Annotated in this window: 11 protein-coding genes; 6 read left to right on the forward strand and 5 right to left on the reverse strand. The window is 60.0% G+C overall.

Annotation, left to right across the window (positions count from 1 at the left end; all coding sequences use genetic code 11):
* Positions 1-44: 44 nt before the first annotated feature.
* The 3 genes from K328_RS0103660 to K328_RS0103670 all read right to left on the reverse strand — a co-directional run bounded on the left by K328_RS0103660 (position 45) and on the right by K328_RS0103670 (position 3,618).
* A complete protein-coding gene (locus K328_RS0103660) occupies positions 45-1,361 on the reverse strand; it encodes a vWA domain-containing protein (RefSeq protein WP_084608077.1) in 1,317 nt (438 codons plus the stop codon).
* Positions 1,362-1,368: 7 nt separating this feature from the next.
* Positions 1,369-2,286: an AAA family ATPase gene (locus K328_RS0103665; RefSeq protein ID WP_028464809.1), complete on the reverse strand. Its 918-nt coding sequence runs from the start codon at positions 2,284-2,286 to the stop codon at positions 1,369-1,371.
* 120 nt (positions 2,287-2,406) lie between these two features.
* Positions 2,407-3,618, reverse strand: coding sequence for a CaiB/BaiF CoA transferase family protein (locus K328_RS0103670; RefSeq protein ID WP_036553113.1), 1,212 nt, complete (start codon positions 3,616-3,618; stop codon positions 2,407-2,409).
* A 26-nt stretch (positions 3,619-3,644) separates the two neighbouring features.
* Between K328_RS0103670 and K328_RS0103675 the strand changes: the two genes are divergently transcribed.
* From K328_RS0103675 to K328_RS22460, 3 genes are all read left to right on the forward strand, one after another.
* Positions 3,645-4,352 (forward strand): nitroreductase, encoded by a 708-nt coding sequence (locus K328_RS0103675; protein WP_028464811.1) that lies wholly within the window; start codon positions 3,645-3,647, stop codon positions 4,350-4,352.
* A gap of 50 nt (positions 4,353-4,402) precedes the next feature.
* On the forward strand, positions 4,403-5,563 hold the full coding sequence (locus K328_RS0103680) for an acyl-CoA dehydrogenase family protein (protein ID WP_028464812.1): 1,161 nt from the start codon (positions 4,403-4,405) through the stop codon (positions 5,561-5,563).
* A 130-nt stretch (positions 5,564-5,693) separates the two neighbouring features.
* A complete protein-coding gene (locus tag K328_RS22460) occupies positions 5,694-7,448 on the forward strand; it encodes an AAA family ATPase (RefSeq protein WP_051284429.1) in 1,755 nt (584 codons plus the stop codon).
* On the opposite strand, the gene K328_RS0103690 is transcribed toward K328_RS22460, so the two are convergent.
* Positions 7,427-8,371: a UDP-glucuronic acid decarboxylase family protein gene (locus K328_RS0103690; RefSeq protein WP_028464813.1), complete on the reverse strand. Its 945-nt coding sequence runs from the start codon at positions 8,369-8,371 to the stop codon at positions 7,427-7,429. The genes K328_RS22460 and K328_RS0103690 overlap by 22 nt on opposite strands.
* 308 nt (positions 8,372-8,679) lie before the next feature.
* Between K328_RS0103690 and K328_RS0103695 the strand changes: the two genes are divergently transcribed.
* Entirely contained in the window at positions 8,680-9,063 is a 384-nt protein-coding gene (locus tag K328_RS0103695) for a GcrA family cell cycle regulator (RefSeq protein ID WP_028464814.1), read from the forward strand.
* Positions 9,064-9,088: 25 nt separating this feature from the next.
* Here K328_RS0103695 and K328_RS0103700 read toward each other — a convergent pair whose 3' ends face one another.
* Entirely contained in the window at positions 9,089-10,042 is a 954-nt protein-coding gene (locus K328_RS0103700) for an NAD(P)H-dependent flavin oxidoreductase (RefSeq protein WP_028464815.1), read from the reverse strand.
* A 99-nt stretch (positions 10,043-10,141) separates the two neighbouring features.
* Here K328_RS0103700 and K328_RS0103705 point away from each other — a divergent pair, with 99 nt between their 5' ends.
* Positions 10,142-10,912, forward strand: a complete 771-nt coding sequence (locus K328_RS0103705; protein WP_028464816.1) for an SDR family NAD(P)-dependent oxidoreductase — start codon at positions 10,142-10,144, stop codon at positions 10,910-10,912.
* A gap of 37 nt (positions 10,913-10,949) precedes the next feature.
* Positions 10,950-13,604 (forward strand): aminopeptidase N, encoded by a 2,655-nt coding sequence (pepN, locus tag K328_RS0103710; RefSeq protein ID WP_051284431.1) that lies wholly within the window; start codon positions 10,950-10,952, stop codon positions 13,602-13,604.
* The last annotated feature ends 4 nt before the right edge of the window (positions 13,605-13,608 follow it).

Here is a 13,608-nt window from a genome sequence, read left to right on the forward strand (position 1 = left end):
CCATCAAGGACCTGTCCCAGGTCCATTCGCAGGAGAGGGGCTCCCTATGCCACCTCCGCCGCTTCGATCTCTGCCAGTTTCCCGAGCCAGCCTGACATGCCGCTCCGTCTTATTCCGGCGGGTTTTCCCAACAGCTCAGCGAGATCCTCAAGGCTGTCGAGCGAATGTACCGGCCGGAATTCGTCAACATGCGGCAACAAGGCCCGCACCCCCATTGATTTGGGGGCGAAGCCATCGTACCGCAACAGCGGGTTCAGCCAGATCAGCCTGCGACAGGACTTATGCAGTCGTTCCATTTCGGCACCGAGGCCCTTGCCGGCTTCCCGGTCGAGCCCGTCGGTAATGAGCAGGACGACCGCTCCCTGGGTCAGAACCCTGCGGGACCAGTCACGGTTGAAGTCCTGAAGGCTATGCCCGATCCGGGTACCGCCGGACCAATCCTCCACCGCACCGCTGATCTTGTCCAGCGCCTCGTCCACGTCCTTGTGTCGCAGATATCGGGTGACATTGGTGAGGCGCGTGCCGAACAGGAACGTGTGGACCCGGTCCCGATCGTTGGTCACGGCATGCATGAAATGCAGCAGCATGCGCGAATAGCGTGTCATCGAGCCGGAAATGTCGCATAGCACGACCAACGGTGGCGGCCGCGTCCGGCGTTTCTTGAGCTGCAGCGGAATGCTGTCCCCGCCTGAGCGCAGCGCCTGGCGCAGGGTTGCGCGCAGATCGACCTTGTCGCCGTAGCGGCTCGGTGAGAAGCGGCGGGTCGGAATGTCCGCCAATGGCAGGTGCATTTTCTCGATGGCGCGATGCGCGGCGCGGATTTCCTCCGCGCTCATCTTCTCGAAGTCCATGGTCTGCAGCAGTTCCTGCTCGGAATAGGTCATTACCGCATCGAGCTGGATTTCCTGTTCGTTGTCCTCTTCCGGCGCACTGCTCTCGGTGCCGGTTTCCTGCTGCTGGCTCAGCGCGTCGGCGACCCGGCGGCTGATCTGCTCTGCCTCGTCTTCGCTGCCGTCAGTTGCCAGTTTCATCTCCGGCAACACCATCTGCATCATCTTCTCGAGGATGCGCGGATTACGCCAGAATATGTGGAATGCCTGATCGAAGATCTCACGCTGGTCTCGCCGATTCACGAAGACCGCGTGGAGCGCCCAATAGAAGACTGTCCGGTCGGTGATGCCGACCGTGCGCACCGCCTCAATGGCGTCGAGCACCTTGCCGGGACCGACAGGCAGTCCGGCCGCGCGGAGAACGCGGGCGAAAAACAGGATATTATCGACAAGCTTGCCGCCGCCGCCTTCAGGCGGTTCCGGGAGGGCCGGAAGCTCGCCCGGCGGTCTGATTTCGTCGAGCGGCGCCATGGCCGTTTTAACCGGCCATCGCCAGCTCGCTCCGGACCTGCGTCAGGATGCGGTTGGCTTCGCTGCCCTGGATCTTCTGGATATCGTCCTGGTATTTCAGCAGCACACCGAGGGTGTTGTCGATGGCGGCCGGATCGAGCGCCAGATAATCGAGCTGCACCAGCGCATGGGTCCAGTCGATGGTCTCGGCAACGCCTGGCTGCTTGAACAGGTCCATCTTGCGCAGCTCTTGCACGAAGGCGACGACCTGGGCGCTCAAGGCTTCCGGGGCACCCGGCGCTTTCTTGCGCAGGATTTCCAGCTCGCGCTCGGCGTTCGGGTAATCGACCCAGTAATAGAAACAACGCCGTTTCAGGGCGTCATGGATTTCGCGGGTCCGGTTCGAGGTGATGATGACGATCGGCGGCTCTTCCGCCTTGAACGGTCCGATTTCCGGGATGGTCAACTGATAGTCGGACAGAACTTCCAGCAGGAAAGCCTCGAACGGCTCATCGGTCCGATCCAGCTCGTCGATCAGCAGCACCGGGGCACCACCCTCTGATTTTTCCAGCGCTTGCAGGATCGGGCGCTTGATCAGGAATTCGTCGGAGAACAGATCGGCGGCCAGCGCTTTTCTGTCGGTGCCGCCCTCGGCCTCGGCCATGCGGATCTCCAGCATCTGCCGGGAATAGTTCCACTCATAGACAGCCGAGGACACATCGAGACCCTCGTAGCATTGCAGCCGGATCAGCTTCCGTCCCAGCGTCTCCGACAGGACTTTCGCGATCTCCGTTTTGCCGACGCCGGCCTCGCCCTCAAGGAAAAGCGGCCGCTTCAGTTGCAGCGCCAGATGCAACGCGGTGGCGAGCGGCGTGTCGGCGACATACTGGCCCTTGGCAAGCAGGGAAAGTGTGTCAGCCACGGAGGCAGGAAGCGAAGCGGTCATGAACAGGTCCGGATCATTGCTCGGTGAAGTCTTTCAGATAACACGCGGCAGGGGGTGATTAAAGGGCAGGGCGCCTCGGGGAGAGCACCAATTTTGTGCTTTCCGGGAATGGATACCCGGTCAATGTTCCTGTTTCACGGCGCCGGCCGCGATCAAAGCTTCGATTCCCTCGGCCTCTATACCGGCCTCGCTCAGGATTTCGGCACTGTGCTCGCCAAGACGCGGGGCACCGAGACGGTAGCTTGCGGGCGTATCCTCGAACCGGATCGGCTGGCCGACCATGCGGATCGGCCCTTCGCTCGGATGCTCGAACAGGGGCCAGAAGCCGATCTCGTCCAGATGCGGGTCCTGCAGCAGGGCTTCGGTGCCGAGCACGGGCATGGCCGGGACGTCGATCTCGCTGAACAGGGCAAGCCATTCGGCCGAGCTGCGGGTTGGCGTGGTTTCCGCGACAATCTCATAGAGCCTGCCGATATTGCGGGATCGTTCGGCTGGGTCGGTAACCCAGCTCTCTGAAGAAATGTCGCTGCGTCCGATGGCTTCGAGATAGGTGGTCCAGTGCCGGGTCGTGTATGGCAGCAGGGCGACATGGCCGTCGCTGGAGCGATACGGCTTGCGGTGCGGGGCGAGCACTCTTTCATAGCCGGTCGTGCCGCGTGGCGGCTCGAAGCTCGCGCCTTGCAGATGCTCGACATGCATGAAGGCGACGAGGCTCTCGAACATCGGCACCTCGACAAACTGGCCCTTGCCTGTCCGCCCTCGGGCTACCAGCGCCATGGTGATGGCGGAGAGGCACATCAGGCCGGTGACCTTGTCCGCCAGCACGGTGCGGCTGTAAGCCGGGGCACCGTCCGCCCGCTCATGCAACGCGGCAAGGCCGCAGGCGGCCTGGATAATGTCGTCATAGGCGGGGCGGCCGGCATAGGGGCCGTTCTCGCTGAAGCCGTAGGCGCCGCAATAGATCAGCCCCGGATTGAGTGATTTCAGATCCTCGTATGAGAGGCCGAGCCGGCGCATGGCGCCGGGTCTGATCGAGCAGACCAGCACATCCGCTTCCGGCACTAGTTTGAGGAATGCGTCCCGCGCGGCGGCATTCTTCAGATCGATGCTGAGCGACCGCTTGTTGCGGTTCACGTTCATGAATACCGCACCCATACCGGGCGTCCTGAATGGCGTCACATTGCGGGTGACATCGCCATCGAGAGACTCGACCTTGATGACATCGGCGCCCATGTCGCCCATGATCTGCGTCGCATATGGTCCAAGCAGGACCGATGTCAGATCCAGCACCCTGAGCCCCGCAAGGGGCCCGGCGGCAAGTTCACCAGCCATTTTGATCAATTTTCCCGAGAAGAACCGTGACAGACGCACCGATCATAGAGACCGGATACGAAAACCTGAACCCTGTCGAGGAGGCCATCTCGCAGCGCCGCTCCGTCCGGGCCTTTTTGCCCGACCCGGTATCCCAGGAAACCATTGCCCGCATCCTCTACCTCGCCGGCCGGGCACCGAGCGGAACCAACATGCAGCCCTGGAAGGTCGAGGTCGTGACCGGCGGCGCTCGTGACGCGCTGTGCACCGATCTGGTGAAAGCACACCATGAAGGCGGGCATAACGGCGAGTATCAGTATTACCCGAAAGAATTCTTCGAGCCCTTCAAGGGGCGCCGCCGCGCGGTCGGCTGGGCGCTTTATGGGTTGCTGGATATCAAGAAGGGGGATTTCGAGAAGACCAAAGCGCAGCACGCCCGGAATTTCACCTTCTTCGATGCGCCTGTCGGCCTGATCTTCACCATCAATCGGGGGCTGGAAATCGGCAGCTGGCTCGATTTCGGCATGTTCATGCAGAACGTCATGGTGCTGGCCCGCAGCCATGGGTTGGAGACCTGCCCGCAGGCCGCTTTCGCCACCTTCCACAAGGTGATCCGGAACCATGTTCCGATTGGCGAAGAGGACGTGGTTGTTGCCGGTATGGCTCTCGGCAAGGCGGATTGGTCGCAACCGGAGAATACACTTATTACGGAACGTGTACCTCTTGAGGATTACGTCCGCTTTCATCGCGGCTAAACTCATTTCAATTGAAACGATAAAGACAAAAATGATCCGGAGGAACGTTCATGGATTTCCAGCTGACCGACGAGCAGCGCGAATTGCAGGAGACAGCGCGCAGCTTTGCGACGCAGGAAATGACGGAAGTCGCCCGCGAGCTTGAGGAAAAGGACGAAGCGCCGTCCCGTGAGCATATCAAGCGCTATGCGGAGATGGGCTTCCTCGGGATCAATGTAGCGGAAGAATATGGCGGGCTCGGCCTCGGCAATCTGGAAGCGTTGATCGTTCTGGAGGAGTTCGCCAAGGTTTCTCCGGCCGTTGCCTTTCCGATCTTCGAATCCTCCGTCGGCCCCTGCCGTGCGGTCGAGCACTTTGCCTCCTCGGAATTGGCAAAGCAGGTCTTGCCCAAGGTTTGCGCCGGTGAGCTGACCGTCGCCGTCGCCATGTCGGAGCCGGATGCGGGATCGGCGCTGACCGATCTGAAGACACGGGTGAAGGAAGAGGGCGGCAAGCTGATCCTGAACGGTCAGAAACGCTGGTGCTCCGGTGGCGGGCATGCGGAGGCTTATGTGGCCTATTGCAAGATGTCCGATGCGCCCGGCGCCAAGGGGATCGGCGCCGTCTATGTCGAGAAGGGAATGCAGGGTGTCAGTTTCGGAGAGCGGGAACGCCTGATGGGCTTCCGCGGTATCCCGAGCGCGGACATCTTCTTCGACAATGTCGAGATCCCGAAAGAGAACGTTATCGTTCCGGCGGGAGGCTTCCGCCAGCTTATGGAAGCGTTCGATCTGGAGCGCTGCGGCAACGCCACCATGTGCCTCGGCATCGCATCGGCCGCCTTCGAAACCGCGCTTTCCTATACCCAGGAACGCAAAGCCTTCGGCAAGGAGCTGGTGGAGTTCCAGGCGGTGCAGATGAAGCTCGCCGAGATGGCCATGCGGGTCGAAGCATCGCGCTTGTTGATTTACCGTGCGGCCAAGAACGCCGAGGACGGCTTGCCGTCCGTGCTGGATTCAAGCCTCGCCAAATGTTTCGCCAACGAGATCGTCCGCGATGTTGCTGGCTCGGCCCTGCAGGTCATGGGAGCTTACGGCTATTCCAAGTCCTACGGCATGGAACAGCGTTTGCGCGACGGTTGGGGCTGGGGCATTGCCGGTGGCGCCATCGATATCCAGAAGGTGAATATCGCAGCCGCTCTTGTTGGGCGGCGGTTTAACCAGCGGGCTTGAGTGCCTGATATAAATCAATTGCGGCTGTATTCTTGACTGTTAGCCTCGTAATCTTACCGTTTCGTTCAGTACTGGCGATATGCCTCTTCTGATCAGGGGGAGCATGTCGTCAAGTGAGGAGAAGGCTGCAGTGAAGATCAGTACACAAAAAGACTTCGAACAAACACTGACGCATGCCATTTCGTCTCTTCATCCGATAATCGCGATCCGCTCATTCGAAGAAAACCGTGTGATCGACAGTATCGAGCGGGTCGCGATCAACGAGAAATGCGACGTCATTTTCTGGTCCTGTACCCGTGGCATTCACATGGAACGGATCGGGACAATTTTGAAGCGGTCCGAGAAAACGCCTCCATTTCTGCCTAAATCCGGTCAAAACGCGGATGTGATGACGGCGATTGAGGTGCTTGAAAGGAAGCTTGATCATGATCGGGAGAAAAAAGGGTCCGAACGCCGCAAGACGTTTCTCGTTCTGCTCGATGCTTCACCCTACCTGATTGAGCGTCAGAATAACCCGGCGCACCGACGACGGCTCCGCGACTTCGCGCTGCAAAGCCGGCTTTCTGCGAAAAACGGCGTCATTATGCTCGTGTCTGCCGACGGAGAGCTGACTCAGGAGCTCGAAAAGGAAATCCTGCACCTCGAATTTCCGTTACCCACCAAAGAGGAAATCAAGGTCTGGGTGGACGACATTCTGGAACGCCTGGAAGCGTCGTCGGCTATCAAGGTCGAAGAGGATATCGACTTTCTGAAAGAAGCGGTTGTGAATGCCGCCAGCGGCCTGACGATGTACGAAATTCGCAACGCGCTTTCCGATGCCCTTGTCGATGACAGAAAACTGTCGAAAGAAGATATCCAGGGGATCTACCGGCTCAAGCAGGATGTCGTGAAAAAGAGCGGTATCCTCGAATATATCGATACCACGAACTGGTCGATGAACGATGTCGGCGGTCTCGATAACCTGAAGGAATGGCTGCGAAAACGTGCTCTTGCCTCAAGTGAGAAAGGGCATGACTTCGGCATTTCGGCACCGAAAGGGGTTTTGCTGACCGGGGTTCCCGGATGCGGCAAGTCCCTCGCGGCGAAATGCACCTCAACCTCCTGGGGCATTCCACTTATCAAGCTCGACATGGGACGGGTCTATGCATCCCTTGTCGGTGCTTCGGAACAGCATATCCGGCATGCGATTTCGATCTGCGAGGCTGTAGCGCCCTGCGTGCTCTGGATCGATGAAATCGAGAAGGGATTGCCGCGCAATCGGGGGCATGTGGGGGACAGCGGTGTGTCCCTGCGGGTCCTGGCCACCTTCCTGACCTGGTTGCAGGAGAAGACCGCTCCGGTTTTCGTTATCGCGACTGCTAACGAGACAGTCCTGTTGCCGCCGGAGATCCTGCGCAAGGGGCGGTTTGACGAGGTGTTCTTTATTGATCTTCCCAACGCGGAAGAACGGACGGAAATCTTCAAGATTCACATGAAGAGGATGGGGCACGATCCGGACAGCTATGACCTCGAAAAACTGACAGCACTGACGGGCCGGGACGAGTCTTCCGGCGAAGGCGGGTTCAGCGGTGCTGAAATCGAAGCTGTTGTTCGAGAAGCGCTGATCGCTGCGTTTTCCGAAGCCGTTGAACTGGACAGGGAGCCGCGTCTGGAACAAAAGCACCTCGAAATGGCGGTGCTGGCGACAAGGCCTCTGTCGGTGACAAGAGCCGAGGAGATTACTGAACTGCGTCGTTGGTCGGATCAGCGTGCGGTTCCCGCGACCGGCTCTCTCGTTGAGCCTCCATTACCTTTCCCTTTCGAGGAAAAGCTGATGGATCTCCTTCAGTCCGGCCGCGCGGAAAAGCCCCAGACCGACAAGACTCAGGTGAAATCGCGGAAATAGGCGATCGTCTTTTCAAGGCCTGAGCGGAGATCTACTTTCGGCTCCCAGCCGAGCAGTGTTCTGGCCTTCGTAATATCGGGCTGGCGCTGCAACGGGTCATCCTGGGGCAGCGGGTGGTAGGAAATCCCGTTCTTGCCACCGACCAGCTCCGTCACCGTTTCGGCCAATTCCTTCACCGTCATTTCTGACGGATTGCCGAGATTGATTGGGCCGGTCAACGAATCCTCGCTGTCCATAAGCCGGATCAGGCCCTCTACCAGATCGTCGACATAGCAGAATGACCGGGTCTGGCTGCCGTCGCCATAGAGCGTCAAATCTTCGCCGCGCAGGGCTGAAAGCACGAAGTTGGATACCACCCGGCCGTCATTCGGGTGCATGCGTGGGCCGTAGGTATTGAAGATCCGGGCGACCTTGATGCGGAGCTTGTGCTGGCGCAGATAGTCGAAGAACAGGGTCTCGGCGCAGCGCTTGCCCTCGTCATAGCAGGCCCGGATGCCGATGGTGTTCACGTTGCCCCAGTATTCTTCGGTCTGGGGATGCACTGTGGGGTCGCCGTAGACTTCTGATGTTGAGGCCTGCAGCACCTTGGCCTTCACCCGTTTAGCCAATCCCAGCACGTTGATGGCGCCGATCACGCTGGTCTTGGTGGTCTGTACCGGGTCGCGCTGATAGTGGATAGGTGAGGCCGGACAGGCGAGATTGTAGATCTCGTCTACCTCGACATAGAGCGGGAAGGTGATGTCGTGCCGCATCAGTTCGAAATTCGCGTGATCGAGCAGATGGGCCACATTGTGCCGCATGCCTGTGTAGAAATTATCGACACAGAGAACGTCGTCGCCGCGCTCCAGCAGGCGTTCGCAGAGGTGGGAGCCGACAAAGCCGGCACCTCCGGTTACAAGAACGCGCTTCGGGACTGTTTTCATGGGTCGACCGCCGAACTGTCACGTAAAAAGCATATCTCCATGATCTGCATACCGCATCCGTGCGCGGGTGCAAATGGGGCAGGCACCGGACGCGGTTCAGGTATCTGTTTGAGTGTAGTGAGAACGTTCCTCCGTAAGTCCTTGAATCGGCGCGAATCGTTTCGATCGTTCCGAATCACCTTGTACAGCATCCACTAGAAGGAGTAGGCTCCTCCTGCGTCGGCACAACATATTGCGTCTTTCAGATGCAGTGCACGCCCGGTTAACCGGGAGGCAGCCGACAGTGGAAGTTACACTTGGAGGGCACAATGGCTGATAGCGCAGTCAGCGCATGGACCGAGGATCGTCTGAGCCAGCTTACCCAGCTTTGGGCGGACGGATTGTCGATCACGCAGATCGGAAATGAGCTCGGGGTTTCGCGGAATGCCGTGGTGGGCAAGGTCCACCGCATGGGTTTGCCGAAGCGGCAGTCGCCGATTGTCCGTTCCAACAAGCCGGTCGAGCCGAAGAAGCGGAAAGTATCGCCGCTTGCGGCGCAGGAATGGGACCGGAACAAATGCTCCTGGCCCATCGGCGACCCGAAGTCTCCGGACTTCAAGTTCTGCGGTGACGGTGTGTCGCCCGGACGGCCGTATTGTTCCACGCATTGCGCGGTGGCTTACACCAACATGCGGGATACCAAAGCGGCCTGACCGTCAGGTTCCAAATACCGATCAATTAAGGGGTGCTGCAGAATGCTGTGGCGCCCCTTAATTTTTGTTCGGCCTCGGCCACGATCCTGGGCACCAGATCGGCGGCGGACGGGATATCCCGGATAATGCCGGAGGCCTCGCCGGCGACGACCGGCGCAATGTCCATATTGGCTATCGCCGCGGCCTCCTCAAATTCCACAATGGCGGTTTCCGTCAGATCTTTGCCTTCCCAGCGCTCGGCGAAACTGTTCCGGAACGTGCGGAGCGCGTAGGGTGCGGGCCAACTGAAGCCGCGGGCCTTGTCAAAAGTGCTGCCTTTCACGGTGACATCGCCACTTTCGGCGGCGACTGCCTGCTTTGCAGCCAGGGGCGCCAGCGATTCTTCTGTCGCGACAAAGCGGGTGCCGAGCAGGACGCCACTCGCGCCGAGCATCAGAGCGGCCGCCAGCCCGCGCCCATCGGCGATACCACCAGCGGCAACGACAGGGATTCTGGGCAGGGCATCGACCACTTCCGCGACGAGGGAAAAGGTGCCCCGGTTGGCGCCATGGCCGCCTGCTTCGCCTCCTTGAGCAATGACGATATCGGCGCCTGCACCTGCAGCCCGCTTCGCCTGTTCCAGGCTCTGCACCTGGGCGATGAGCGTCGCTCCAGCGGTCTTGATTTTGCCGGCAAAAGGACCTTCGTCTCCGAAGGAAAGCATCACGGCGGCGGGTTCGCGCTCGAGCGCGCGGTCGAGGACATCGGGAAACTGCTCTAGGCGCCAGGTAATAAAGCCGATGCCGATTCTGGCATTGCCCGCAGCAGAGAGTTCGGTGTCGATCCATTCCTGGTCGCAATAACCACCGCCAATCAGGCCGAGGCCGCCTGCCTGGGACACTGCGGCCGCCAGCTTTCCGCCTGAAACCCGGGCCATCGGGGCGCAGAGTACCGGATGCTCTATGCCGAGCCGCTCCGTCAGTGCCGTGCTTATTGCCAAATCACCCTCCCCATTTATGTTTATCGAACCTAGTCGTCACACAGGCGCGCCGCAATCCTTCCTCCCGCCTGCCGCGCACGCCCACAGCTCGGAGATATCATGCGCCTCAAAGACAGAACCGCGCTCATTACCGGTGCCGCCTCGGGCATCGGCAAAGCCATCGCGCTCCGGTTTGCCGAAGAGGGCGCACGGGTCGTGATCGCCGATCAAACGGATGAGCCGCGAGAGGGCGGAGCGAAGACGCTGGATGAGATCGAGGCAATGGGCGGAGAGGCCGTGTTCACAAAGATGGACGTTGCGGACTGGTCCTCTGTCGATGCGGCCGTCTCACTTGCGGTCGAGAAGTACGGCGCGCTCGACATCATTGTGAACAATGCGGCCATTGGGGTCAGCAAGCCGATCCTTGAGACGACGGAAGATGACTGGGAGCGGGTCATGGGCGTGAACGCTCGTGGCGTCTTCTTCGGCTGCAAGCGGGCCATCCAGCAAATGTTGACCCAGCCCGAGCGGGACGGGGTGCGCGGCCGGATCGTCAATATTTCCTCACAGCACGGCATGGTTCGCTCGCCCAACGATTTCGCTTACGGGACCGGCAAGGCCGCCGTGGTTTACATGACCAGGCAGATCGCGGGCGACTATGCGGCGGACGGGATTGTCTGCAATGCCGTGGCACCGGGCAAGATCCTGACCGGAAAGAGTGGCCCGGCTACCGATCCGGCGATCCTGGCCTACTCCCATGCACGCACGCCTTGGCCACGCCTTGGCCTACCCCGCGATGTCGCCAATGCGGTTCTGTTTCTTGCCAGCGATGAGGCCACCTACATTACAGGCGAAAACCTGATGGTCGATGGCGGCTGGATGGCCAACTGACCCGACTTACCCGAACACACCGAATTGCGGAGCTGAAATGGAACGCGTTGGAAACGCCCCCCGAGCGAAAGTGAAAAATCTGGCGGACTATACACCGCCGACTTTTTTCATCGACACGGTCGACCTCGATTTCGATCTCCGTGACGGAGAGACAATTGTCACTGCTGCGCTTAAAGGGAGGCGCAATCCGGATGCGCGCCCGGCGTCCGACATTCTGGAGCTGGACGGGCAGGATCTCCGGCTGGTTTCCCTGAGCCTCAACGGGGCGGCGGTTGGAGAAGACCGTTATGGGATTTCAGGCGACCGCCTGACGTTGAGCGGAGTGCCTGATGCATTCTCGCTTGAGGTGGTGACAGCGATTGTGCCGGAGAAAAATACGGCCCTGGAGGGCCTCTACATGTCTGAAGGCATGTATTGTACCCAATGCGAGGCGGAAGGCTTCCGGCGCATTACCTACTTCCCGGACCGGCCCGACGTGATGGCGATCTATACAACGCGGCTCGAAGCGGATGCAGCGCGGTTTCCGGTGTTGCTGTCCAACGGAAACCTGATCGAGACTGGCGAAGCAGGCGAGGGGCGCCATTTCGCGGTCTGGAACGATCCGTTCCCGAAGCCGTCCTACCTGTTTGCAGCCGTTGCCGGTGATCTCGCCTGCGTCTCCGACAGTTACCAAACGGCCTCTGGCCGGGACGTGGCGCTCCGTGTCTATGTCGAGCACGGTAACGAGCATCTTTGTGCCCACACCATGGACAGCCTGAAACGCTCCATGCGCTGGGACGAGGAGGTGTTCGGTCTGGAATACGACCTCGACCTCTTCATGATCGTTGCCGTTAGCCACTTCAACATGGGGGCGATGGAGAACAAGGGGCTCAATATCTTCAACAGCAAGTTCGTGCTGGCCGATCCGGAAACTGCGACGGATGCCGATTACGAGCGGCTGGAGGGTATCGTGGCCCACGAATACTTCCACAACTGGACCGGTAACCGCGTGACATGCAGGGATTGGTTTCAGCTCAGCCTGAAGGAAGGCCTGACGGTATTCCGGGACCAGGAATTCACTTCCGACACGCATTCGCGAGGGGTGAAGCGTGTTGCTGACGCCCGTCTGCTGCGTGCGGCGCAGTTCCCCGAGGACTCCGGGCCGACCGCCCATCCGATCCGTCCGGAAAGCTATACCGAGATCAATAATTTCTACACCGTGACGATCTACGAGAAGGGCGCCGAGGTCATTCGCATGATCTACAATCTGCTGGGCGCCAAGGCGTTCCGGCAAGGGATGGATCTCTATTTCAAACGGCATGACGGCCAGGCGGTCCGTTGCGAGGATTTCGTCGTCGCGATGGAAGATGCAAGCAGTGTTGATCTTGGACAGTTCAGGCTCTGGTACAGCCAGTCGGGAACGCCGGAGCTTGAGGTCTCACTGAGCCACGACGCGGCCGCGAAAACCGCGACTCTGAAGGTCGGACAAACAGTGCCGCCGACGCCGGGGCAGCCAGTCAAGAAACCAATGCTGATCCCGCTCTCGATGGCGCTGCTCGATAGCGCGGGCAAGGAGATGCCGTTGCAGCTACGCGGGGAGAATGTCGAAGAAGTGCTGGTAAGCCGGGTTCTTCCTGTCACCGAACAAGAACAGGAGTTCGTATTCGAGAATTTCGAAACAGCTCCAGTCCCGTCTCTGTTGCGTGGATTCTCCGCTCCGGTGAAATTACGGAGCAACCTCGGCGGGGACGGGGAACGCTTTCTCTTCCAGCATGACAGTGATCCCTTTGCCCGTTGGGACGCCGGACAAAGTTATCTCACCCGGATGCTGCTCGATGCGGCTGTGGACGGGCGGGAAACCGTTCTTGAGGCCGCGTTCCATGACGCTGTTGCGGGTATACTGCGGGACCCGTCGATAGAGCCGGCCTTTGCCGCCGAACTTCTGACACTGCCCGGTGAGTCCGTGCTCGCTGAATCCATGCGTCCGGCCGACCCCGACGCCATTCACCGGGTGCGCCGCGCTGCGCGGAAGGAAATCGGCCTGATGCACGCCGAAGTCTTCAAGGCGCTCTATGAGCGTCTGGCCGAGGCCTATGCGCCGGATGACATGTCGACTGAAGCAATGGGCTCGCGTGCGCTTAAGGCGCTCGCGCTGGGCTATCTGGTTGCTGGCGGAGAGGGGGATGCGCTGGCACTAGGTGCCCGTCAGGCATCGAATGCTGTGACCATGACGGACTCCATGGCGGCCCTGCTGGCGCTGAATGGGACGGATTGTCCGGAACGGACGGCGGCTCTCGCCGATTTCCATGACCGTTGGGAAAACACACCGCTGGTGCTCGACAAATGGTTCACCCTGCGGGCGACCAGCAGCTTGCCTGACACTCTGTCCGAGGTTGAGGCACTGCTGGAACATCCAAAGTTCGATCTTGGGACGCCAAACCGGGTCAGAGCGCTCATCGGCGCTTTCGCATCAGGAAATCCGGTGCGCTTCCATGCCCCGGACGGCGCCGGCTACAGTTTCCTCGCCGATCAGATCATCAAGCTTGACGGTCTTAATCCGCAAATTGCCGCTCGGCTCGTGGCTCCCTTGACGCGCTGGAAGAAGTACGACCAAACGCGTCAGCGGATGATGCGGGAATGTCTTGAGAGAATCGTGAGGCAACCCGGCCTGTCGCCGGATGTCACCGAACTGGTAACCAAGGGACTGGGATAAGGGG

Source organism: Nisaea denitrificans DSM 18348 (assembly GCF_000426505.1).
Classification (GTDB): domain Bacteria; phylum Pseudomonadota; class Alphaproteobacteria; order Thalassobaculales; family Thalassobaculaceae; genus Nisaea; species Nisaea denitrificans.